A 23,382-nucleotide genomic window follows, 5' to 3' on the forward strand; every position below is an offset into this window, starting at 1 on the left:
AAGGCTCGAATCGGAAAGGCGGCATTGTACCAACGCCAGCGCAGAGCGTCCCGACGCAATGGCCCCCACGGGTTTATCTCGACGAATCCGGCGCTTATACTATGCGCCGCTCGAGACACATGCTTCGCTCGACGAACAGCCGTTGTGCTGTTCCGCCTTCCGCCCCCATAGCTCAGCTGGATAGAGCGTCCCCCTCCTAAGGGGAAGGTCTCAGGTTCGAATCCTGATGGGGGCACCAAATTACATTCCTTAACGCTCCAAGAAGCTCCAAAAAACAAAGATAATTCATAGCGTTACACTACAATTCAGTCCTCAGCGTTCCCAGTTCTTCCTCCCAAATCCGGTATACAGATGGCATACTCATCGGAGTAACCCTCTGTTCGATTTTCACTCGTATGCCACTATGCCGCTAACCTCCCGCAAGATCGCAACAACCAAGCCAGGCCCCAAAACCATCGCCCTATCAGACGGCTTGGGATTGGAACTCAGGATTTCGCCCAATGGTCACCGGGGCTGGCGTTTGCGTTACACCCGCCCCAACGGCAAGCGCAATATGATGAGCCTTGGCCCGTACCCCGAGATCACGCTCGCCGAAGCCAGAGAGAAGCGAACGGACGCACGACGCCTCATCGCTAAAGGCATCGATCCGGTCGAACAGCGCAAGGAGAAAAAGCTGGAGAAGGAGCTCGCCGACACTCATACCGTCCGAGCCATGGCCAAGGAGTCTCAGGCTATTTCTCACAGAAACCTGAAAAAGTGTGGGAACACCGTTCCCACTAAAAAATCACGTGTGTCATAACGCATTGGGGAGATGAGAACCATTATCGACTTTGAGAGAGCGCCGAATTGCACAATCGTGCGGTCGATCATTCGCCCCTTGGCGAGCGGATGGGGTAAGCGAATGCCATCGATGAGGCGGTCAATCACCGCGGCGCCTCGACAACCTCGAGCACGAGATCGACGCCTAGTCGATCCAGCATGCGCCGGAAATCGCTAACGGAATAACGCGCGTCTTCCGTGACCAGTGTCCTGATCCTCCCCGTACCCACAGTCCCGGAGCCAAGATTCGCCACCACACTCTCGGCAGGGTCCAGAAACCGGCATTGGGCGCGCGCACGCTCGAAAAACGCCTTCAGCCATGGCAAATGCGTGCTCGATAGTGTCAGCACGTCGATATCGGGCTTCCGCCGAAAGAGGGTCTCCACGAAATCGTCGACGCTCGCCTGTGTGCCTTGCGGGTCGAACAGAAACGCCCCGCTTTCGACCAGCTCCACCATGCTCGAGGCGTTGATCAGCTCGACACTGGCACCGGCGAGGTCATGGGAGGCCACGAAGCTCTCCAGCATCTCGCTTTCGACCAGCGACTCGACGCCCATGATGCCCACCGCATGATTGGCCGAGCTTGCCAGCGCCGCCTCCAGGGGTGGAAAGACGCCGAAGACCGGCAACCGCGTCAGGGGGCGCACCGATTCGAGTACGGTGATCGATGGCGCGTTGGAAGCGATGACGATGGCCGAGGGGGCGAAACTCTCCAGAAAGCGCAACGTCCGCTCCATGACTCGGGCCAACTCGTCGGGCGCCTTGCTCCCGTAGGGAAAACTGGCACGATCCGCGAAGTAGATCACATCCTGTCCAGGTAAGCGCCGCTGTATCTCCGCCACGATGGCGTAGCTGCCGATTCCGGCATCGAAGACCGCTATGGGCCGGTGCAGGGCTGTCGATTCCATGAAATTCCTGATCTCCGTGAAGGCTTAGCGGTGTGAAGTGGCCAGGGCGCCACCCGCTGCCATGAAAAGCCCGCCGGTGGTGCGGTTGAACAGGCGCACGCGGCGCGGCGTGCCAAACCAGCGGCTGACCGTCGAGCCTACCGAGGCGTAGGCGGTCATCGTCGCCAGATCGACCGCGAGCCACGTCAGCGCGAGGATCACGAACTGTGACCACTGCGGCTGACCCAGGTCGATGAAGTTGGGAAAGAGCGCGCCGAAGAACAACAGATCCTTGGGATTGCTGATCCCCACGGTGAAGCCCTTGCCAAACAGCCGCCGCCTGGAGCGAATGCCGTTCGTAACGTCCACATTGGCTTCGGGCGATGCCATTGGCTCGGCGGGCGCACGCCACGCCTGGATGCCGAGATAGACAAGGTAGGCCGCACCTACCGCTTTCAACACGACGAAGGCGGTTTCCGATGTCGCGAGAATCGCCCCCAGGCCCAGAGACGACAGCGCCATCAAGGCAAGCGATGCCAGGGCGCCCCCCACCACCGTCGCCAAGGCGCGTCGCCGGCCGTGACGCAATCCGTGGTGCATGCAAAGCAAAGCGACAGGGCCCGGAAACAGGATAAGAGCGGTGATAACACCGAGGTACGTCAGCCATACGGCAAAATCCATCGTTTCGAGTCCTCGTGTGGAGCGTGATGCCATCTAAGATGGAGGGGGGTCATACCTGATGACCCGTTCGAGCTTATCTTAGCGGGCCTTGATTCGTCTCGACCTTATCGAGCCACCTAGCTCTCCCCTTCCCCGGCTCGACTTCGGGCCCGATAGCCACAAACCAGCGATGCTGGCGCAGCCAACAGATAGACAAAAGGCGCATTCCTGAGAGAGCCAGAGTAAGCCAATGTGTTACCACATGGTAACGAGTGGAGTGGCTGTGGCCACTACAAGAGCTTGGCTCGGCGCGATTTACGCCGCCACCGCCGCCGCGCTGTCGACTCCCCGCCCCGCCCGCGCGCTAAATGGGTCGAAAATTACGCAGGTGCACAAACGGCCTCAGGCCGCGCCCCTGCTGGCGTGGATGAGGGGGGAAGGGCGCAGAAAAATTATGCGGAGTTATGCAGTTTTACCCACTCCCCGCGATTAGGAGAGAGGAGAAAACGCTCAAGTCCATCCATATGTCTTCCGATAGACAAAAGGTGCATTCCTGAAAGAGCCTGAGTAAGCCAGAGTGTTACCAAATGGTAACGAGATAGGCGGCTATGGCCATTCGTAGAGCCGGGACACCCCTAGGTGCGGCGTTAACCGACGGCGCGCTGTCGTCTCCCCTCCCCGCCTGTGCGAAATGGATCAGTTTTGATGCAGTGTTACCTAGGTAAAAGCCGCGCAGTTGCCGGAAAGAGACTGGAGCTGTTAGGGGAGAGACATGGTTAGAAATGATTCATTTTGTAGTGATGCCATGGAGGCGATCTGGTTTGGGTTTATCTGCTCTTCGAGCCAACCAAAGCGCCTGGAGATCAAAATTACATCACTTTTGCTTTTCGCTAATGAATGAGTGTTCGATTCCGACGGCTACTCGCGACAAGCGTTCCGTCCACCTCACGATTCAATGGGATAGACATTTTGCATCTGTGCGAGTGGCGCTGAGCTGTATAGTCGTCAAAGCGGTTAAAATCTCGCTGACGTTCAGCCCACGGATCGAAGACTGAAACTATACAGATTAAACAGTTTTAATTTTGCGCCTGACAATCTCATCAACTCTAGCCAGTTGCAAAATATCACTTTAAATTCGAGTTTTGCATTGCTACATGATTTAAAAAATTAAGGAAAAAAGATGAATAGCGAACTGGAACAGCATATAAGAAAAGGGAACCTAGTCCTATTTTTAGGCGCAGGAGCATCCATAAACAGTATAAATTCGCTGCGGAAAAATCCTCCCTTGGGCGGCGAACTCGCAGAAACAATCGCTAAAGAACTAGGTTGGGAGTATAAAGGAGAATCTCTAAAAACCGTTTTCTCGGCTGCAAAACCTCGCCTAGGTAATGGACTGTATAACTATCTTGAAAGTCAATACAAGCATTGCACTCCATCTCGAGAATATTTAACGTTGGCTAGTTATCCTTGGCCTAGAGTTTACACAACCAATATTGATGACGCTTTTGAAAAAGCTTTAAGTATTAATTCAAAGCAAAAAATCAACATCAAAGGAATGTTGAGTAGAGTATCTGACAAGGATCAATTGCTAGCCAAGCTAGATTATATCTATCTCAATGGCTCTGTGAGTAGGCATGAAGATGGTTACGTCTTCACACCAGAAGACTATGGAAAAGCGAGCGCTAAATCGTATCCATGGTATGAAGAACTGGCTTCGGACTTTATGCAATTGCCTTTTATTTTTATTGGCACAAAGCTAGATGAGCCTGTATTCTATCATCAAGTTGAGCGGTTAAAGCACAGGACTGCTTCGGCAGCGCCAAAAAGCTGGGTTCTAACACCTGATGCAACAGACATTGAAGTATTAGACCTGCAGAGCTACGGAATTAACTACGTCAAAGCCACCCTTTCAGACTTTGTCAAATGGTTGGATTCAACTTTCAAGACACAACTCACTGTAAAGGACGTTGCGCAAGCTAGAAATCCCGAGTTAAAAGTGATGTTTGGTGACAACGAGGTCGAATCGTTAGAAGCAGCTAAACTGCTGAACGGAGTAATTCCGGTATCGAGAGCCTCTCTCTCAAGTTCATATCATCGCTCCAACCCTGGCACTATCCGCGATTTTTACAAAGGTTTCAAACCAACTTGGCTCGATGTTATCGAATCAGTTCCCGCTCCGCTCAAACAGTTCGAGAACATCTCGCGTGCAATTGCGGAGTGCAACGACCATAGCATTGAAGCTCATATACTGGTCGGGCCGGCGGGAAGTGGCAAGTCGACCTTGCTGAAAATGATTGCCATAGAGCTATCAGACCAAGGCGAGAAAGTATATTTTCTTCCTAATGAGGTAGAAAACCTAGGCAAGCTAATTCATACTTTAAATAACTATAACGATAAGCGCTTTTATGTTGTCATTGAGCGAGTTGACGCTGTAAAAAATGAGCTGCCAAAGCTTTTTGGAAAAGGCAATAATGCTGTTTATATATCGGCAGAAGGCCAAAATATTTGGCACAACCGAGTTGAGGCTAAGCTGCCCCCTGATGTTATTAACGTACATAAAGTTGAAGATATAAATGAAGATGACGTAGACCCAATTCTTACAAAACTTAAGAATTTCGGACCTTGGACTAGACTTGCCAAACTAGACGTAAATGCTAGAAAACGAGAAATATATGGAAAATCGAGGCGCCAGCTGCTTATTGGTCTTATGGAAGCAACCACCGGCATTGGCTTTGAGCAAATAATTCAAAATGACTACGAAAAAATCGCTTCTGAAGAAGACAGGTTTTTTTTCGTGTTAGCTTGCCTTGCATCAATGCACAAGTGCCAGCTATCTAACACTATCGCTAGTAGATCACTTAGCAAAGATGGTATAGCTGAGCCTCCTATTTCTCTTGCAAGGAAGTTACAAGGAATTATTGTTGCACAAAACGACTTCTTTGCCGTAAGACACCCGCTTTACGCAAGGAAAAGTATCGAATCAATAGTCGATACCGGCTTAATAAAACGAGCGATATCAGCGCTACTTCAAGCTTTCAGTGTTTATACTCACCCGGTAATCAAAAGCTTGACTAAAAACGACGCCGACTTATTTAAAGCAATATTGAATCATCATTTTCTCATAGACGTGCTTAGAGAAGATGAGACTCTCATCACCTCTATATATCAAGATCATGAGAAATATTTCGAAGCGGACGGCCTTTTTTGGTTACAATATGGATTATGTAAACGTCACTTTGGTGACCAAGCAAAAGCTTACGAAATACTGAACACAGCTTTTAATGCTTATCCTCACGATCACACTGCGCATGCGTATGCTCAACAAATGCTAATTTTAGTTGCAGCGAAAAAGACAAGCGTACAAACCTCTCTAGACTATATATTTAAGGCGACAAAAATGCTTGAGTCGCTAGACGATACCTTGGAGAGTGACGATACATATCCATTAGTCACCTTGGCGGAGGGCCATATCTCTGCGCTAATATCACTAGACAAAACTAGCGCTGCAAAAATAAAAGCAAAAGAATATGAATCTCGAATATCGGACCGCTTGAGAAAGCGGTATGATAGCCGTCTTGCTTCTTGCAAGCAAAAGCTATTAAAATTAGCCACAACCGGCTACTGGAATATATCTAACAACTACTCTTAATAAAAAATCACTTGAATCATAATTATTTTTTACCGGGGCTTGTTACACAAGCCCTGTCTTCAATAAGACTGACAGCTCGTCTATAGCGCTTTGCTATTTAAGGAGGTTTTTTTGAGATGGTGGAGACGGCGATGCCGTCCCATAAACCTTCACTGTTCAGCCAGCCGCGTATGGCTGAGGTTTGAACAATTTTAGCTGCAATCTTTGGCAAATTATTGAAGCGAGCTCTCGACTTTCAGAGACGTTGGCATTCGCCCTGCACACGACCAATAGCCAGGGGCTGACCGTGTGCCTACAAGGAGGTCTCTCTGACTGATTACGCGCAAACTTAGAAGCTACCGAAGGGGGCAGCTGGTATATCTATAGGTATACCGAATTTTTTGAAATTCATACTTTTCCTTCCTAATCATATGCTTATAATCCAAAGTAGAGTCCTGATGGGGCACCAGACCTGCTTTTTCGATGCCCCAAAACACTATCGCCCTGCCTACACGCTAGATGTGGCGAAGACTATGCACCTGATCAGAGTGACAGAAACCGCGCCATTGCTGGCGCAGCGTACACCTGGCCGATGGCGAGATTTTATCTGGATTTATCGGGTTTCGTGTCTTCGTATCAATAGAGTCGCGCGTAGATGAAGCGACTTAACGCCCGATAGAACAGAAGGGCAATTGCTGAGAAGCCCGAAATGCGGCCAAGTGCCACCTAGCTGCAGATGACCGAGGACGCCAATATTATTGATGGGCAACGCTGACGCGTCGTATCAATAGTCTGGCCCGACATCATTCAAGCCGGGTCTTGTTCGTGGTCGAGTACATTCGATCGCCCACCATGAGCGTGCCAGGGCTCTGCTGTACCAGATAGAGCGGTATGGATCGCGATTCGACGGCGCTTCGCAGCCGCTGACGGGCGTGGCCCAACGAGTTGTCGCATATCGGCGTTCCATCGTCATTCGTCAGCATCACGTCCTGACCATCGATATGTGCGCGGTACTGGAAGCTTTGACTCGTCGAGGGCTCGACATCCAGTTCGGCCACGCGACCCTCCCGAGCAAGTTGTACAAATTCACCGTATGTCATCGCCCTCTCCTCGACTACGCTTTTTCCACTTCACTGTGGAGCTTCAACACCCTGGCGCCATCCTCCTGCTTGATGAGGTAGGCCGGGTTCTTATCACTACCCTTTCGCGTGACCTCGCTGCCCTGCAGCTTCCTCGTCACCTTTTCCTGGAATTTCCGAGTGACCTGGCCTTGCGCCCAGTGATCGCCCCACTTCCACTTGACCCATTCACGCTGTTTGAAATCCGCCATACGTCACCTTTTGCTATACACGACAATATTCTTGTACAACTTTTTGAGGCGTGCCATTATTCCTTCGTCGGCAAGGATCGCTGACACGGGGTGAGGTATCGGTCGCCTGGCCCTGGGTAGTTGCCCCCACATAGGCCGATCAGGACGATCGGGTAGTTACAAGCCAAGGATGGCTATCAATGAAGCACGACATTTCCTGCCCGCGATGCGGATGTTCCGAAGCCCACTCCAGTGATAGCGACCAGGCATGGGACGAGATTACCTGCCGGATATGCAATGAGTTCATCGGCACCCGGGACTATCTCAGCGGATTCCATTCCCAGAATTACCGTCTGCATGCCTTGAGCCTGTCGCTGGGCATGGTGATCGAGATGGCGCATCAGGGCGATTTGCTGCCCGCAGCGAAAGCGGCCTGATATTCGCCGGATCTGACGGTCGCATTCGAGACGAGCGTCAGGTCTCTCCAGCTCAAGCTTTTCTCGTGGTCTGTTCCCTGAGTGCCGCTCTCCCCGAGCGGCTTTTTTTCGTCCGCAGCGGATGTTTCCCTTCAAGCACTACAATGATGTCTCCCTGAATTGGATCGGATGATCAGAGAGTGGAGCCCGTTCATGCCTAGCGCTCGTAAAACCTGGCTCGCCGTGGCGGCCGCCTTCGTGCTGAACGGCGGACTCTTCGGCGCCTGGGCCTCGCGAATTCCCACCGTCGTGCAGCACAACGATATCGATGGCGGTCAGTTGGGCCTGCTGCTGCTGCTGCTCGCGCTGGGCGCCATCGTCTCGTTCCCGCTCGCCGGGCGTGCTTCGGATGCGTTCGGTGCGGCACGCACGACACTCGCCATCGCGCTCTTCTACTCGGTAGCGCTGGTGTTGATCGCACTGGCGCCCAACTTGTGGCTGCTGGCCCCCGCGCTGTTCCTGTTCGGCAGCGCTCACGGCTCCATGGATGTGGCCATGAACAGCTGGGCCGGCGAGGCCGAGCGCTACATCGGCCGGCGGGTGATGTCGTCGCTCCACGCGATGTGGAGCCTGGGCGCCGGCCTCGGTGCCGCCGCCGGCTACGTGGCGGTCAAGCTCGATCTGGGCCTGGTCGTGCATTTCACGAGCTTCGCCGTCCTGCTCTACGCCGTCACCAGTTGGTTCGCCCATATCGGCTGGCAGTCGGAAACCCGGCCCCGTGCGCCCGGCGGCAGTCTCTTTCCCCTGCCCAAGGGGCCGCTGCTGTGGGTGGGGGTCATCGCCATGTGTGCGTCGATCGGCGAAGGCGCCATGGCGGACTGGAGCGCGCTCTTTCTGGTCGCCGTCACCGCGGCCAGCGAAGCCCAGGGCGCGCTTGGCTATACGGTCTTTTCTGCGGCGATGGTGATCATGCGTCTGCTCGGCGACCGCGTGATATCGATCCTCGGCCCGACGCAGGCGGCACGGTTCGCCGGAGCCTCGGCGCTGGCCGGCGTATTGCTGGCCGTTCTGTTTGCCCATCTCTACACGGCGTTGGCGGGGTTCGTGCTGCTTGGCGTGGGCTACGCACTCATCATGCCGCTGGCGATCACCCGTGCTGCCAATGATCCGCAGACATCACCGGGCGTGGCGATCGCCAGCGTCGCCACGCTGGGCTATGGCGCGATGCTGTTCGGCCCCCCGGCGATCGGCTTCACGGCTCACTTCATCACCCTGCACTATGCTTTTTGCCTATTGGGGATCCTGGCGTTCTTCATCATCCTGTGCGCCCCGGCGCTGGATCGGCGGTAATCGCCCCCGTGTTACCGTTCGCCCTTCCCCAGACGCCCGATCTCAACCGAGGAGATAGCCATGTTCGACGCCATTCTGATCAGACAGCGGGAAGACCAGTCTTCCGAGGCGGCGCTATGTCGACTGGAAGCGGACGATCTCCCGCCGGGCGACGTTCTCGTCCGGGTGGAATGGAGCACGCTCAACTACAAGGACGCCCTGGCGATCACCGGCAAAGGAGCCGTAATTCGGCAATTCCCGATGGTACCCGGCATCGATCTGGCCGGCACGGTGGCAGAGAGCGACAGCCCGGACTGGCAACCGGGCGACCGCGTGCTGATCAATGGCTGGGGCATCGGTGAAGCGCACTGGGGCGGGCTGACGCAGATGGCGCGGGTACGCTCGGCGTGGCTGACCGCCCTGCCCGATGGCCTCGATCTACGCCAGACCATGGCGATCGGCACCGCAGGCTATACGGCCATGCTCAGTCTCGTCGCGCTGGAGCGCCACGGCCTTACGCCAGATAGCGGTGATGTACTCGTTACCGGCGCCAGCGGCGGCGTGGGGAGTTTCGCCGTGATGCTGTTGGCGCGGCGGGGCTATCGCGTCGTCGCCTCGACCGGGCGCGTCGAAGAGCGGGCCTATCTGGAACGTCTCGGCGCGTCGGAGATTCTGCCACGTGCCGAACTGGACAAACCGGGCCGCCCGCTCGACAAGGCGCGCTGGGCCGGCGTCATCGATTCGGTCGGCAGCCACACGCTGGTCAACGCCTGCGCCCAGACCCAGATGGACGGACTGGTGGCGGCCTGCGGGCTGGCTCAGGGCATGGATTTCCCGGCCACCGTCGCGCCCTTCATCCTGAGAGGCGTGAGCCTGCTCGGCATCAACAGCGTGTTCCGCCCCCATGCGGAACGGACGGAGGCCTGGTCCCGACTGGCGGCGGAGCTCGATCTGGATAGGCTCGAACAGACGACTACCGATATCGGCCTCTCGGGAGCGATCGCCGCGGCGGGCGATCTGCTCTCCGGCCAGGTTCGCGGCCGGCTGGTGGTGGATGTCAATCGGTAGGCGGACGCTATCGCCCTTGCCGCATGGATGCGCGGCTCAGCCGGGGCTGCCCAGCAGCATGCGCAGCTCCTGGCGATTCTCGGCGAGATCGGCCAGCACGTAGCCGTCCAGCACCGCCAGGAACGCCTGCTGGGCTTTCCATAGCACGCCCTTCAACCGGCAGCCCGGCTCGATCGGGCAGGTAGACTCCGGCCCGAAGCACTCCAGCAACTCCAGGTTCTCGGTCTGTCTTACCAGCGCCCCGATGCTGATCTCCTCGGCGGGTCGCTGGAGCCGCAAACCGCCTCCCCGGCCGCGCAGGCTGATCACGTAGCCCAGTTGCACCAGCGTCTGGGCGACCTTGGCCAGATGGTGCGCGGAAATACCATAATGACTCGCCGCCGACTGCACTGTGGCCGGCATCTCTTCGTTTCTCACCGCCAGATAGATCAATAATCTCAAGGCGTAGTCGGTATGTGTCGTCAGTTTCATTAGCGCTTGACAGCCATAATTTGGTAAATAATACTCTTATTTAAATAGGTATATAAAATACTCATTAAAATCATCTGAGGAGACACTATGCCAACCGCCGCGCAGATCGATGCCATCAAACGGACCGTTCCGGTGCTCCAGCAGCATGGCGAGGCACTGACTCGCCACTTCTATGCCCGGATGTTCGAGCACAATCCGGAGGTCAGGCGTTACTTCAACCCCGCACATCAGCGCTCCGGAGGCCAACAGCGCGCCCTGGCTGGCGCCATACTGGCCTATGCCCGGCACATCGAAGACCCCTCGGCGCTGGCCGGCGCCATCGAGGTGATCGCCCAGAAGCACGCGTCGTTGACGATCCAGCCGGAGCACTACCCGATCGTCGGCGAGAACCTGCTGGCTTCGATCCAGGAAGTGCTGGGCGACGCAGCCACCGACGATATTCTCGATGCCTGGGCCGCCGCCTACGGGGAACTGGCTCAGGTTTTCATCGACCGCGAGCAGGCGATCTACGCCGGGCAGCGTGAACGGCAGGGTTGGGCGGGCTTCAAGTCGTTCACGGTCGAACGACGCCAGGTCGAGAGCGACAATATCGTCTCGCTCACACTCGTGCCGACAGACGGCAGCACACCGCCCGCCCATCTGCCGGGGCAGTATGTCTCGGTTCGCTTGCAGGACGCCGACGGCAACACCGCCATGCGCAACTACAGTCTCTCCAATGCGCCGGGGGCGGCAGCCTATCGAATCAGCGTCAAACGTGAGGTTGGAAATCGCGACGTCCCGGGCGGCGATGTCTCGAACCGCATTCACGACAGGCTGGCCCAGGGCGACCGGATCGAGCTTTCCCCGCCATGCGGCGCCTTCACGCTCGATCTGTCGGCATCGGCGGACAAGAAGCTGGTCTTCATCGCCGGAGGTGTCGGTATCACACCGCTGATCTCCATGGCCCATGCCGCGTTGAAGGCTTCCGCATCGAGGCAGGTAATCTTCATTCAAGCCGCACGCCACGGTGGAGTGCGCGCCTTCACGAGCGAGCTGGAGACGCTGGCCCAGGATCACCCCAACTTCGCGCTATACACTTGCTTCAGCGAACCCCGACAAACGGATCGCAACGGCGATCATCAGGTAAAAGACGGCGAGCTGGAAGCAAACGATCTGGAACGTTGGGTCGGCGGCTGGGACGCGACCTACTATTTCTGCGGCCCGCTGCCCATGATGCAAAGGATCGATAAGATGCTGGACACCAATGGCGTGGCGGCCGATGACCGCCGCTATGAATGTTTCGGCCCCTTGCAGCCATTGGCGGCCTGATCTACTGCTAATAGTGCGCCTGAATCCCGTCGAGAGAGTTTCGACCCGATCTGGACTTAGCCTGTCGGGTCTCTATCCATCGAGTCCTGGACTTTCGAGCCTCAACCCACGCCGGAGGTAGCGGCCATGCCTGGCAAATTCATTGATGATCTCGGCCTGGAGGCTCCCATTTTTCAGGCGCCCATGGCGGGCGTTTCGACCCCTGCCATGGCAGCGGCGGTCTCCAACGCGGGCGGCTTGGGCGGGCTGGGGTTGGGGGCCTCGACGCCGGATGCCGCGCTGCAGGCCATTCAGGAAACTCGGGCACTGACCTCTCGGCCGTTCAACGTCAATGTCTTCTGCCATGCATCCGCGGTACGCGACAGCATTCGAGAACGGCAGTGGATCAAGCGCACCCGCCCGCTGTTCGAGGCGTTCGACGCCACACCACCGGAGAGTCTGAGAGAGATTTACACGCCCTTTCAGACCAATGACGCCATGCTCGGAGTGCTGCTCGAGACTCGTCCCGCCGTCGTCAGCTTTCATTTCGGCCTGCCAAGGCCGGATCAGATCGAGGCCTTGCGTCTGGCCGGATGTCGCCTGATAGCCACCGCAACTTCACTGGCGGAAGCGCGCCGGATCGCGGACGGCGGGCTCGATGCCATTATCGCCCAGGGCTGGGCGGCGGGCGGTCACCGCGGCATGTTCGATCCTGCGGCGCCGGATGAACGACGATCGACGCAGACGCTGGTCCGCCAGTTCGTCAGCGAGGTTCCACTTCCTATCATTGCCGCCGGCGGACTGATGGATGGCGCCGATATTCAGCGCGCCATCGACGGAGGCGCGGTGGCGGCACAACTGGGCACGGCATTCCTTCGTTGCCCGGAGAGCCTGGCCGACGAGGCTTACCGCGCTCGCGTCGTTTCCGGCGTGGAAACCGTGATGGTGCGCTCTATTTCCGGTCGACCGGCGCGCTGCTTGATCAATCGTTACACGGCATGGGCAGAGGGTGTTGCGATCAGCGAGATTCCGGCCTATCCATGCGCCTACGATCTGGGCAAGGCTTTGAACGCTGCGGCGAAGGCCAAAGGCGAAACGGGGTTCGGCGCACAGTGGGCGGGTTCCGGTGCAGCTCGAGCAGTCGATCTGCCGGCGGGCGAACTGCTGAAATTGCTGGAAGCACAAAGGCAATCCACGTGCCGCCATCCCTGAGCTTTGGCCAATGCTTAGCCGAAAGACAGCCGATGCGTTTTCACGCTACACGATTGGATTCGATGATTCCTGCAACATAAGGTTTGACGGGGCGGAAGCAAACTGGAGTTGAGACAGCCGACGCACGACCGTGAATGGAAAAAAGGGGACAGAACATCTTGAAAAAGCGATAACATCAAAGGCACAGCGGATAAGAGACTCGGCATTTCTAAGTCTCCAATACGCTGCTATTCCATGCCACATTGCACCACGGCATCCTGCCGTGCATCCATGTGATAGCCGCATCCTGCGGTCTCGCTCCTTCCAGCACCTCCTTGGCGCAGGCGACCACAGTGGACCCGTTGGTCACCGAATAATTTGATACAGATTACTTAAGGCAAAATAAAACCGAGGCTGACCAACAAGATCCGGCTGTCACCAGCCGGCCGCATCCACACCAGACCCTCCAAGGCTCCCTGCCAAGCGTCCCTGAGCGCATGTTGAAATATGTGGACCCCGCGCCCTCCTTGGCGCACCGCTCAATGTGGCGCAGAACCCGCAGAGATGCCACTGCAAATGCTCGTCGAGAGCAAGTCTTTCAAGAGAATCATGCTGATCAGCGCAGTGGGGGATATGGCGGAAACAGAAATGCCCCGCCATCGCCGCCCCCCAAATGAAGATGTCGCCGTGCAGCCTGAAATCTCTACATGACGTTTGTCCGCCCGCGTCGACTTGCCGCCATCTCGCCTAACCGTCCAGCGCGCGAATCCATCGGCGAACCACGCGGCGTCTCAGGTGCGATGCATAGCGCTTGGTGGTAAGACGGGTCGGTACGAGGGTTTCCCCTGACGAGGTCATGGTCAGATCGAAAGTTCTGGCAGCGCCTATTGGCGAGTCTTCACTACCATAAATGGCGATGACCCGTAGTTCTATCGCCTGCAGCGTGCGACCGTCGGTCGCCTGAAAGTCTTCAGAGGGAAGCCCGTGAAAACGAAGCACCCGACCGATGATGTCGTGGAAGGTACCAATATGGTTATAGCTGCCGGAGAGCATCGGCCCCTGCCGGGTGGTTTCGATGAGACGATCTGCTCCATCGTCCTTGGCGGTCGATTCCTCGAAGTCGATCAGATCCTGGGAAATTGTCCCTTGGTCCGTGTGAAGAATCGCCACGATGTGCTCGATGAAGATCGGCTCTGGGCTCATGTTACTGATGACACAACGGGCCTGCAGCGTACGACCGAAGCCGCGGTTGATGATGATCTTGGGCTGGCGTTGGCGTCTGAAGTTGAGATACAGCAACTGGGCATAGAAGAGCCAGACCAGCAACGTGCACAAACCCGTCAGGGCTGAAATGGCGGCGCTGTTTTGAGAAAGCCAATCCATCATCGTAATGCTCACTGCCGACAAATCAGGGCAGTTCCTGACAGGAACCGCAAACGAAGGGTAATCTCGGGTGACATCTTGGCGACATACACAATGACCGACAATATCCCGTGACGGTCAAGCGGCTAACACCGCCAAGGCATCCACATCGGTTCCACCGTGAAGGAAAGCCTAGCAGCGACTGCGATCACTACCCACCATGAAGCTGCCAAAAAGCGCACGGCGAAGAAAAAAATGCATAACGAAGAAAGGGAGTCGGTTGGCCGACTCCCCCAAGCGCTGCGTATCCCTGCTGATTCACCACGGCATCCTGCCGTGCATCCCTGTGTCGCCGCGTCCTGCGACGCCTGTCCTTTTCAAGAAGCCTTCCGTGCTTCATGACTCACTGTGGACCCAACCTGCATTAGATGATTTGATCCGCATCAAGTATGCCGATCAAATTTGTTTCAAAATGTGTCGATAATCTTGGGAGTCCACTTGTCACGACAGATCAGCCCCAGCGCCGCCGAACCCTTCGTCTTCCTGGACAGGCCGTCGCCTGGCGGCCGACATCGTCAAATTCACCCATGCGCCGCCCACTGCCTCAATGCATTCCCTGGTTGACAGCCCCCTACTTTAGCCATACTTTCGAAACGGGGCGCTCCCGAAAAAGCTCAGCTACAGGCTCTGCTACCGGTGTCAATTGTCTCTCGACAAATGACCCAGGGCAGCAATCACATAGAGCGGCCATGAACCCAGCAATTGAATAACAGCGCCCCGCTTCGGTTATCCGAAGCAGCCAAACCCGCGGTGCCATCGGATATTGTTCCATCCGACAGCCGCGGGTTTTTTTATACAACGCTACGTTTACACAACATGAAGCATTCTTTTTTTTACAAAACCCAATGAATAATTACCATAAAATGACGTGAAGCCGCCTATGTTTCCAAAGAGCAATAAAATTGCCCGCATTTTTGCACATTTTACTTTCCCGTCCTGACGCAAAACGGCGACAATGCAGCCTATGCATTACATGTGCGGTGAGCGTCGCACATGTTTGCCAACGTGTTCATGGTCGCCTTTGAAAGCGATCTTTCTGGCCCCCAGGCGCTACATCATCCCCGATGACGCCAGGTGGGCCATTTTTTTGCTCTTCATTCCAGATCTATCGCGATCTGGGTGGTCGCCGACGCTCCAGCCCGATTGCCCTACCCTCGGCCAGACTCCTCCCCGAACTCGACGGGAGCGAGCGGCAAAACTTCTGTCGGGAGGGTTTTCGGTTGAAGCGTAAAAACTAGGGACAGGCGATCCTTCAGGCGCAACACGAAATCAGATCCCATGTCTCTGGAGCGCGCAGGGGTTGAAGGCAGACGTAAAGTCTAAAAGTGGTGGGCCCAGTAGGACTTGAACCTACGACCAAGGGATTATGAATGCAGCGAATGGATAAATCCAGACCGCGCCTGCCATGCGGTTTCCAGGAAAACTCAGTCACTTAAGATTTTCCACACATCACACTTAGAGCCCCGAGAGCGCTGAATCAGCAACCAAACTGCAACCAAGCCCCACTTGAGCAGGCGCTCGTAGAGCTACCGTCAGGGCAACTCCAAAATAGGTATCAGAACTGAAGCAACCCATTGCTAGCTGACGCGACGTCGGGACCGTTGCCACCGAGTCCAGTGAACCAAGAGCGGCCAGCGGGCCTGCATAAACTTAAGAAATTGTCTCTGTCACAGATTGGTTAATGATTTTCTCAATTCCCCCATCTCCGTGTCATGATATCCCACCTCGAGAGAACGCAGAAATTCTGGCCACAGCTCTATATTCTAGATATGCAGCAGCAGAACTTCGGATGGTCTCAGGTGAGGCGATATTGTCACAAAAGCAGTGGAATAAATTCAGTCATTGAGCGTCTTACCTTTAGCCGACAGTGACATGATTTCTCTGTCGACAGCGACCGACACCGTAGGTCGTAGCTATTTCCATGACAGGAGTCGATGATGAAAACCAAGATAATGCCCCGCCTGGCCCAGATCGCTGCCGCCGTGGCCCTCGCCGGCATCATGCCGGTACTGGCGCAGGCCAACGATAGTATCGCCCAGCAGGAAGCCATGCAGAGACTGCACCAGCCACTGAATCTGCAGCCGGCCATGATGACGGCCAACCAGTTCGGCGCCTGGCGCCTGGATATCGGCGCGGGTCACAGTGAAGCCAGTGCCAATGCACTTCGCGCCGAACAGAACCGCACCGGAATGGAAACCATGAAAGCGCTGGGCAGGGAGCAGCAGAGCTTGATAGCGGAGGGTCAGAGTGCTGCGCAAATGGGCGTCGTGAAACGGCTCTACAACACCGACCCCGCCTGAAAGTCGACTGATCGAAAGCGGTAGAAAACTCCCGAAGCCGAGGCTGATCACCTCGGCTTTTATCCGTTTGTCCCGCGCTCGATCGTTGGCGCGATTGTTTTCCGATGAGATCCGACCGGTGCAAAACCGGTCACTTACCGCCATGAGTTTGATGCAGAAACGTTAAAGCGATCAGGATCAACAAGCCGCCGATCCGATCGCTTTTTTCATAGGTAACCCGTTCGCCTTTTCAGGAAAAGGGTATGCGGTTCACGGATGCTTTTGACCTTTCGTCATGCTTGCCAGTACGCCATCCCGACGAATCAAGCCGTGGTACAAGGCCGCCGTTAGGTGAATGAGAATGACGGCGAAAAGACTCAGCGCCAGCCACGTATGGGCAAACCGCAACGCGCTATACAGCGTGGCAGAAGGCGACACCAGATCCGGCAGCGTGATACCGGAATACAGGGTCACCGGATAACCGCCGGCCGAGAGCATGGTCCAGCCGATCAGCGGCATCGCCAGCATCAGCGCGTATAGCACCCAATGAGACAGATGCGCAGCGGCGCGCTGCCATGGGGGTAAATCCGCAGGCAATGCCGGAGTACCGTGACGCCAGCGCACCAGAAGACGCACGATGACCAGGGCGAGAATCGCGATCCCCAGGGGTTTGTGGAGCTGAACGAGCCACACGTGACGCTCGGAAACCGTGGCCACCATGCCGATACCGATGAACAGCATCGACATGACCATGATAGCCATCGACCAGTGCAACAGCCGAGCGGGAACGGAAAAGGTAGCGGTCCGTGAGTTCATGATTGCGGCTCCTGGGTGGAGGGTGTGGCCGATTCGGCCTCCTCGCGGGTACGTCGGTTATAGGATTCCGAATAGGCCGCGGAGCGCGCGCTCAGCAGCGGATCATCGGAGCCGGCGATGCCATCGGGCAGCACCAGCGGGTCGTAGTTGATATCCCGACAGGGGCCGTCGGCCTGAGCCTGGGCGCTCTCGATGGTGACGACGCCGGCATCGATCTGGCGACGATCCTCGGGCCAGACCAGGGTGGCATCATTGGTCGGGTCACCCGGATTCGCCACGGTCACGATCAGATGCCAACGCTGCGGCCCTTGCTCCAGGCGTTCACGCAGGTCTTTGGACAGGAAATCGGGATCCTGCTTCTGGGCGTCGGTCATCGCCGTGAACGGCGCTTCCGGTACCAGCCCCCAGCGTACGAAGTGGGTAGTCCCGGCGGCATCGATGAAGCGGAAGGCATCGAGGCTGTTGTAATCGACGTTGACGAAGCTCGAGGAGCGCTGGGCGGTTTTCGCCCATGCCAGGAATGGCTTGGTTTCCGGATGGTCGGCAAAGAAGGCCGACATTTTCGCGGCATCCGGCTTGCCGCTCTTCGAATCCGGCCGGGAGGCTTTCAACAGTTCCCAGAATGCCTGCGGCGTCGATACCGGAAATACAGGCATCGCGTTCATTGCGGTCCGCCACTGCTCGTCGTTCGACAACTGGAATTGCAGCGCGAAACTGCGTATCGGTGGCATGCCATCATTGGCATTCGGATTACCCCCGGGAATCGCGAACCGGCCGATGAGCGGACTCTGCTGTCCCGCTTCGAAAACGCTGGCGCGGGACAGGCTGGCCGCATTGCCATTGCTCTCGAAGCGGCCCACCACGCAGTACCCCTTGGCGTGATTGCGGCGATAGCCTTCGTGAACACCGGCGTTGTCTTCCAGCGTATTGATCATCCGATCCGGGGTCAGCCGGCCGGGGTCCAGCCAACCGCCCACGTAGGCGAAGGCCGTCGCCAGGATGGCGATAACGAGTCCGATGACCGTGAACCGAAATATCGTATTCAACGGTGGTGGAGTTTTCAGGGTCATGTTCGCTCCGGGGAACGTTGTCCGAATGGAGGCAGTAGGACGACGCTGTCGACGCTTTATTCCCGCCCGCTGGATCGCGTCGCAGAAATATTGGCAATTTCATCGACGCCAGAAGGGAATAGAATTTCAACCGATTCGTCCTACAGCGACCTCCTTCGACACGCTGGAATCCCCATGAGCCCACCCGATGACGATCAACTGCGTGAAATACTGCCGCGTCTGCGGCGCTTTGCCCTGTCGCTGAGCCAGAATCCCAGCGATGCCGATGACCTGGTACAGGCGACGATGGAGAAAGCGATCGGCCACTGGCAGCGCCGCCGCCCCGATGGTGATCTTCGCGCCTGGCTGTTTTCGATTCTGTATCGTCAGTTCATCGACGGTCGCCGTCGCGCCGGGCGCTACGCAAGGCTCATGCAGCTGTTCACCAGCGACCCCCAGACCAGCGCCTCGACGGAAGATATCGTCGTGGCCAACGCCACCTGGGAGGCGTTCGACCGACTTTCTCCGGAACATCGGGCGCTGCTGGTGCTCGTTTCGGTGGAGGGGCTGAGCTACCGCGAAGTCAGCGAAACCCTGGACATTCCGATCGGTACGGTAATGTCACGACTGTCCCGGGCACGCCGATCGCTGCGCGACCTGGACGAAGGAACATCGGGGGAAAAACCGTCGTCACCGTCACTCTGGAGACTCAAATGAATCCACGTCACCCCACCGAGCAGGACCTGCACGCCTATCTCGATGATCAGCTGGATGCCGAGCGCCGGCAGTGGATCGAATCCTGGCTCCAGGCCAATCCCGAACAGGCGGCGGAACTCGAACAGTGGCGCGTGGATGCAAGGCGCTTGCGCGCGCGTTACGCCAACCCCGAACAGTGGCCAGACAACCCGGCACTCGATCCCGCCGCGATTCGGCGTCGCCAACGAGCCAACAGCCAACGCTGGCTGGCGACGGCGGCCATGCTGGTCATGGCCCTGGGTATCGGCATGACCGGCGGTTGGAAAGTGCACGACATGATGACCCCGCCCTCGATTTCGGCGCAGCCGATGGCCGACGCCGTTCAGGCCTATCGCCTGTTCACCGATAACGTCTCGCTCGACGGGAACACGACTATCGATAGAAACACTGCCATCGACGGCAACACTGCTATCGATGGGAACGGTATTGTCGACGCCAGCGATACCGCCGTCTCCGAACCGGACGCCAACAGCCGCGAGGGAATCGTCAAACTGTTTCAGGCCCATTTCAGCGACGGGATCATGCCGCCCGATCTTAGCGCCGCCGGCCTGGAGATGACGAGTGCGCGGCTGCTGGCCACTGATCAAGGGCCTGCCGCGATGGTGGTCTATCGTGACCGGACCGGGCGTCAGATGATGATGTACATACGCCCGCCGGGTGCCGGCAATCACATGCTGGAGCCGGGCAAGCGAATCGACGGCAAGCTCATGGCGCAGTACTGGTCGAAAGGCAATTACAACTATGCCGTCGTCAGCCAGCCGGACGATCCCAACGCCGCCATGCTCGAAGAGATGCTGCGGGAGAGTTGAGTCGTGCCGGAGCGGCCCATCGCGGTAGCGCTTTACTCGGCAAGCATGACGACATCACGGCCGCTCAAAGCGGCCAGGTGATGACGAACGCACTGCCTCCCCGCCCCGTGGGCTGGCAAATCGCCTGGCCGCCGTGTGCCTCCGCAATGGCCTTGACCACAGTCAGCCCCAGGCCGCTGCCGCCGCTCTTGCGTGAACGCGAGGGATCGCCACGGTGAAAAGCCTCGAACAGGTCAGAGGCAAGCGCCCTATCGATGCCAGGACCGTCGTCCTCGACGACGAGATGGCAGTAATCGTCCGCTTGATAGAGGCGAATCCGCAGACTGCCCGGCTCGGCATGCTGCTGGGCGTTTTCCAGTAACGCCATCAGCGCCTGACGCATACGCACCGGATCGCACTTCACCTTCAGATTCGCCGCGAGTTCACTATGCAGATGGAACCCTTTTGCCGCCAGCGGCGCGGCGAAGGCCTGCAAAACGCTGCCGAGCTCCTGGGCGAGATCCACCTCGACCCGGTGCAACTCCAGATGGCCGCTGTCATTGAGACTCAATACCCGCAGATCCTCGATCAGCCGGTTCAGACCTTCCACCTGGCGCAGCAAGCCGTCGAACAGCTCGCTGCTGGGCGTGAACACGCCTTCCGAAAGGCCCTGTAGACGTCCGCGCAAAATGGTCACCGGCGTGCGCAGCTCATGCGCGATGGCGGCGTTCCAGAACTCGCGTTCCCGGGTCACGCTTTGCAGCCGCTCGGCCATGGCGTTGAAATCGCGCACCAGCTGTGCCGTCTCGCCCATGGCCCTTTCGTCCGTCCGCGCCCGCGCGGTCAGCTTGCCCTGGGCCACTTCGCGCAGACTGTGTGCCACCGAATTCAATGGGGTGAGCAGACGTCGCGATAAACGGATAGCAACGAATACCGCCATGCCCAGCGCGGCAATCGTAGTGCAGACGATCCACGCCAGTTCGACCCGTGACGGCATCCAGCTGTTGGAGATGCTCTCCGGCAAATAGGCCGTGGCGATGGCGTAGAACACGTAGGAGCCGAACACCGCGATGAAGATGATGCCCAGCGCCATCACCGCCAGGGACTGGATAATCTGGCGACGCAGACCCGGCATGCGTTTCATGGCTCGCTGCCGAAACGATAGCCCACGCCCCAGACGCTGGCTGGCACGCCCTGGATGTCCAGCGCTTCAAGCTTCTTGCGCAGCTTGCTGACGTGGCTGTCCACCGTGCGCTCCTGGGTATCGCCCTCGGGCAGACAATGGACCAGTAGCTCCGCCCTGCTGAACACCCGCCTGGGCGCCCGCATCAGACAGGCGAGCAGCTTGAACTCCGTCAGGGTCAGATCCAGCAACTGTTGCTGATCACCAGTGCAGATGCTGGCCTCGTGGTTCTCCAAGTCGATCTGGAACGGGCCGACGCGCAGCATCTGCGTGGGGGCGGGCTCGCTCATCCGGGCGCGCCGCAGTACCGCTTGAACTCGCGCCACCACTTCGGCCGGATTGAAGGGCTTGACCACGTAATCGTCCGCGCCCAGACGCAGTCCCATCAGCTTGTCGAGATCCTGATCGAGCGCGGTGAGCATGATCACGGGGGTATCTCCACGGGCGCGGATTTCACTGAGCACCTTCCAGCCGTCGACGCGAGGCATCTGCACGTCGAGCAGCAGCAGATCCGGCTTGAGCGACTGGTGCATGGACAGCGCCGCGAGGCCATCGGCGGCGTGCTGGGTGCGTAACCCGCTGCGCTGCAAATAGGCGCCGAGAATGTCGGCAATCTCGGCTTCATCCTCGGCGATCAGTACTAGTGCCGACGCAGGAGAAGCAGGGCTGACACGCGCGTGGCGATCGAACATGAGCGGACTCGATGAGTATGGTCCTGAATTTTATCGCGCCCTCCATGCTTTCTCCATAAAGCCTCGAATCATTCGCAATAGCAGCGAGCCAAACTGACCCTCGATCCTTTTCGGTTGCCGCCTGGCGCGACAACCCCTTGAACGAGGTTAGTGTGGTATGCGCATCAGACAGCGGCAGTGGAGCATTCTGCTCGCAGGGTTTGCCGTGTTGGGGCTGGCAGGCTGCGATCCCTCGCCCCCCGATGCCACGAGCGAGGCGCCGTCATCGATTCCGGTCTCGGTGATGACGCTGGAAGCCGCCGACCTTTCGGTAACCGAGGACCTTCCCGGGCGCGTGTCGGCCGTGCGTACTGCCGAAGTGCGCGCGCAGGTCACCGGCATCGTGAAACGCCGCCTGTTCGAGGAAGGCCGCGATGTCGAGGCCGGCAAGACGCTGTTCCAGATCGATCCGGCCCCCTTCAAGGCCGAGGTCGATATTGCCTCAGCGGCGTTGCAACGGGCCGAGGCGATGCTGGCCCAGGCTCGCATCAAGGCCGATCGTCTGGGGTCGTTGAGACGCAGCGAAGCCGTCAGCCGCCAAACTTACGACGATGCAGCTTCCCTCCGCGATCAGGCCACCGCCGACGTGGCCCAGGCCAGGGCGACTCTGGCGCGACGCAAGCTGGATCTGCAGTTCGCCAGTGTCGAGGCGCCGATTGACGGTCGCATCGACCAGACCCTGGTCAGCGAAGGGGCGCTGGTGTCGCCCACCGATGCCACGCCCATGGCGCGCATCCAGCAGATCGATCAGGTGTACGTCGACGTGCGCCAATCCGCCTCGATACTGGACGCGCTGCGCCAGCAGGCCGGCTCGGCGACGCCGGAACTGAGCGTGGAAATCCTCGGCAGCGACGGCAAGCCGCTGGGCATACGCGGGCGCATCCTGTTTTCCGGCATCGAGGTGGATGCCGGCACCGGCGACGTGCTGCTGCGCGTGCTGGTGGACAACCCGCAGCGTCGTCTGCTGCCCGGTCTCTACGTGCAGGCGCGGATTCCCCGTGCGCATTACTCCGCCGCGTTGAGCGTGCCGCAACAGGCGGTTACCCGCACAGCAGGCCAGGCCAGCGTGTGGGTGGTGGATGCCCAGGGCCAGGTACAGGCGGTGCCCATCGAACTCGGTGAGCTGGTCGAGCGCCGTTACCGCGTGGTGTCCGGGCTCAGCGCCGGGCAGCAGGTGGTGATCGAGGGCATCGAGCGCCTGAGCCCTGACGCCCAGGTCGCTACGCGCCCCTGGCCGCCCGCCGCCAACGGCGAACGCCTCAGCGCCGTCGCGCGCTGAGTTCGGAGAGATCG

Annotated in this window: 21 protein-coding genes and 1 tRNA gene; 12 read left to right on the top strand and 10 right to left on the bottom strand. The window is 58.0% G+C overall.

What is annotated here, in order from left to right; translation table 11 throughout:
- Nucleotides 1-161: 161 nt before the first annotated feature.
- Nucleotides 162-238 (top strand) — tRNA-Arg (locus BTW07_RS12235).
- A 165-nt stretch (nt 239-403) separates the two neighbouring features.
- On the top strand, nt 404-799 hold the full coding sequence (locus BTW07_RS12240) for an Arm DNA-binding domain-containing protein (protein ID WP_075570447.1): 396 nt from the start codon (nt 404-406) through the stop codon (nt 797-799).
- Between the two features lie 124 nt (nt 800-923).
- Here BTW07_RS12240 and BTW07_RS12245 read toward each other — a convergent pair whose 3' ends face one another.
- Together BTW07_RS12245 and BTW07_RS12250 are read right to left on the bottom strand one after the other, a co-directional pair.
- A complete protein-coding gene (locus tag BTW07_RS12245; RefSeq protein ID WP_075570448.1) occupies nt 924-1,727 on the bottom strand; it encodes a glutamate racemase in 804 nt (267 codons plus the stop codon).
- Nucleotides 1,728-1,751: 24 nt separating this feature from the next.
- On the bottom strand, nt 1,752-2,387 hold the full coding sequence (locus tag BTW07_RS12250; protein WP_075570449.1) for a LysE family transporter: 636 nt from the start codon (nt 2,385-2,387) through the stop codon (nt 1,752-1,754).
- Between the two features lie 1,159 nt (nt 2,388-3,546).
- Between BTW07_RS12250 and BTW07_RS12255 the strand changes: the two genes are divergently transcribed.
- The gene (locus BTW07_RS12255) at nt 3,547-6,015 is read left to right on the top strand and encodes a P-loop NTPase (RefSeq protein WP_083941814.1); all 2,469 of its coding nucleotides are present in this window, start codon (nt 3,547-3,549) and stop codon (nt 6,013-6,015) included.
- A gap of 782 nt (nt 6,016-6,797) precedes the next feature.
- On the opposite strand, the gene BTW07_RS12260 is transcribed toward BTW07_RS12255, so the two are convergent.
- Both BTW07_RS12260 and BTW07_RS12265 read right to left on the bottom strand, forming a co-directional pair.
- A complete protein-coding gene (locus BTW07_RS12260) occupies nt 6,798-7,094 on the bottom strand; it encodes a DUF6482 family protein (RefSeq protein ID WP_279626535.1) in 297 nt (98 codons plus the stop codon).
- Between the two features lie 14 nt (nt 7,095-7,108).
- Nucleotides 7,109-7,324 carry a hypervirulence associated TUDOR domain-containing protein gene (locus BTW07_RS12265; RefSeq protein ID WP_075570452.1) on the bottom strand — a complete coding sequence of 72 codons (216 nt, stop codon included), beginning with the start codon at nt 7,322-7,324 and terminating at the stop codon, nt 7,109-7,111.
- 179 nt (nt 7,325-7,503) lie between these two features.
- Here BTW07_RS12265 and BTW07_RS12270 point away from each other — a divergent pair, with 179 nt between their 5' ends.
- The 3 genes from BTW07_RS12270 (at nt 7,504) to acuI (ending at nt 10,116) form a co-directional block, all read left to right on the top strand.
- Complete coding sequence (locus BTW07_RS12270) at nt 7,504-7,740, top strand: hypothetical protein (RefSeq protein ID WP_075570453.1); 237 nt, start codon at nt 7,504-7,506, stop codon at nt 7,738-7,740.
- Nucleotides 7,741-7,932: 192 nt separating this feature from the next.
- Nucleotides 7,933-9,069, top strand: coding sequence for an MFS transporter (locus BTW07_RS12275; protein ID WP_075570454.1), 1,137 nt, complete (start codon nt 7,933-7,935; stop codon nt 9,067-9,069).
- 60 nt (nt 9,070-9,129) lie between these two features.
- Nucleotides 9,130-10,116 (top strand): acrylyl-CoA reductase (NADPH), encoded by a 987-nt coding sequence (acuI, locus tag BTW07_RS12280; protein ID WP_075570455.1) that lies wholly within the window; start codon nt 9,130-9,132, stop codon nt 10,114-10,116.
- A gap of 36 nt (nt 10,117-10,152) precedes the next feature.
- Here acuI and BTW07_RS12285 read toward each other — a convergent pair whose 3' ends face one another.
- Nucleotides 10,153-10,587, bottom strand: coding sequence for an RrF2 family transcriptional regulator (locus BTW07_RS12285; RefSeq protein WP_075570456.1), 435 nt, complete (start codon nt 10,585-10,587; stop codon nt 10,153-10,155).
- Between the two features lie 87 nt (nt 10,588-10,674).
- Between BTW07_RS12285 and hmpA the strand changes: the two genes are divergently transcribed.
- Both hmpA and BTW07_RS12295 read left to right on the top strand, forming a co-directional pair.
- Nucleotides 10,675-11,895 (top strand): NO-inducible flavohemoprotein, encoded by a 1,221-nt coding sequence (hmpA, locus tag BTW07_RS12290; RefSeq protein WP_075570457.1) that lies wholly within the window; start codon nt 10,675-10,677, stop codon nt 11,893-11,895.
- A 126-nt stretch (nt 11,896-12,021) separates the two neighbouring features.
- Nucleotides 12,022-13,086: an NAD(P)H-dependent flavin oxidoreductase gene (locus BTW07_RS12295; RefSeq protein ID WP_075570458.1), complete on the top strand. Its 1,065-nt coding sequence runs from the start codon at nt 12,022-12,024 to the stop codon at nt 13,084-13,086.
- Nucleotides 13,087-13,812: 726 nt separating this feature from the next.
- Here the strand turns inward: BTW07_RS12295 and BTW07_RS12300 are convergent.
- The gene (locus BTW07_RS12300) at nt 13,813-14,451 is read right to left on the bottom strand and encodes a hypothetical protein (protein ID WP_083941816.1); all 639 of its coding nucleotides are present in this window, start codon (nt 14,449-14,451) and stop codon (nt 13,813-13,815) included.
- 1,973 nt (nt 14,452-16,424) lie between these two features.
- Between BTW07_RS12300 and BTW07_RS12305 the strand changes: the two genes are divergently transcribed.
- Nucleotides 16,425-16,787 (top strand): hypothetical protein, encoded by a 363-nt coding sequence (locus BTW07_RS12305; protein ID WP_075570459.1) that lies wholly within the window; start codon nt 16,425-16,427, stop codon nt 16,785-16,787.
- 249 nt (nt 16,788-17,036) lie between these two features.
- Here the strand turns inward: BTW07_RS12305 and BTW07_RS12310 are convergent, their stop codons facing one another.
- The gene (locus BTW07_RS12310; RefSeq protein WP_075570460.1) at nt 17,037-17,582 is read right to left on the bottom strand and encodes a cytochrome b; all 546 of its coding nucleotides are present in this window, start codon (nt 17,580-17,582) and stop codon (nt 17,037-17,039) included.
- The gene (locus BTW07_RS12315) at nt 17,579-18,652 is read right to left on the bottom strand and encodes a catalase family peroxidase (RefSeq protein ID WP_075570461.1); all 1,074 of its coding nucleotides are present in this window, start codon (nt 18,650-18,652) and stop codon (nt 17,579-17,581) included. Before BTW07_RS12315 ends, BTW07_RS12310 begins: the two co-directional genes overlap by 4 nt.
- 174 nt (nt 18,653-18,826) lie before the next feature.
- Here BTW07_RS12315 and BTW07_RS12320 point away from each other — a divergent pair, with 174 nt between their 5' ends.
- Both BTW07_RS12320 and BTW07_RS12325 read left to right on the top strand, forming a co-directional pair.
- Complete coding sequence (locus tag BTW07_RS12320; protein ID WP_075570462.1) at nt 18,827-19,348, top strand: RNA polymerase sigma factor; 522 nt, start codon at nt 18,827-18,829, stop codon at nt 19,346-19,348.
- A complete protein-coding gene (locus BTW07_RS12325) occupies nt 19,345-20,196 on the top strand; it encodes an anti-sigma factor family protein (protein ID WP_075570463.1) in 852 nt (283 codons plus the stop codon). Before BTW07_RS12320 ends, BTW07_RS12325 begins: the two co-directional genes overlap by 4 nt.
- 64 nt (nt 20,197-20,260) lie before the next feature.
- On the opposite strand, the gene BTW07_RS12330 is transcribed toward BTW07_RS12325, so the two are convergent.
- Nucleotides 20,261-21,319 (bottom strand): ATP-binding protein, encoded by a 1,059-nt coding sequence (locus BTW07_RS12330; protein ID WP_075570464.1) that lies wholly within the window; start codon nt 21,317-21,319, stop codon nt 20,261-20,263.
- The gene (locus tag BTW07_RS12335) at nt 21,316-22,050 is read right to left on the bottom strand and encodes a response regulator (protein WP_075570465.1); all 735 of its coding nucleotides are present in this window, start codon (nt 22,048-22,050) and stop codon (nt 21,316-21,318) included. Before BTW07_RS12335 ends, BTW07_RS12330 begins: the two co-directional genes overlap by 4 nt.
- A gap of 157 nt (nt 22,051-22,207) precedes the next feature.
- Between BTW07_RS12335 and BTW07_RS12340 the strand changes: the two genes are divergently transcribed.
- Nucleotides 22,208-23,368, top strand: coding sequence for an efflux RND transporter periplasmic adaptor subunit (locus BTW07_RS12340; protein ID WP_075570466.1), 1,161 nt, complete (start codon nt 22,208-22,210; stop codon nt 23,366-23,368).
- Nucleotides 23,369-23,382 lie beyond the last annotated feature (14 nt).

It is taken from the genome of Salinicola socius, from assembly GCF_001937195.1.
Taxonomy (GTDB): Bacteria; Pseudomonadota; Gammaproteobacteria; order Pseudomonadales; family Halomonadaceae; genus Salinicola; species Salinicola socius.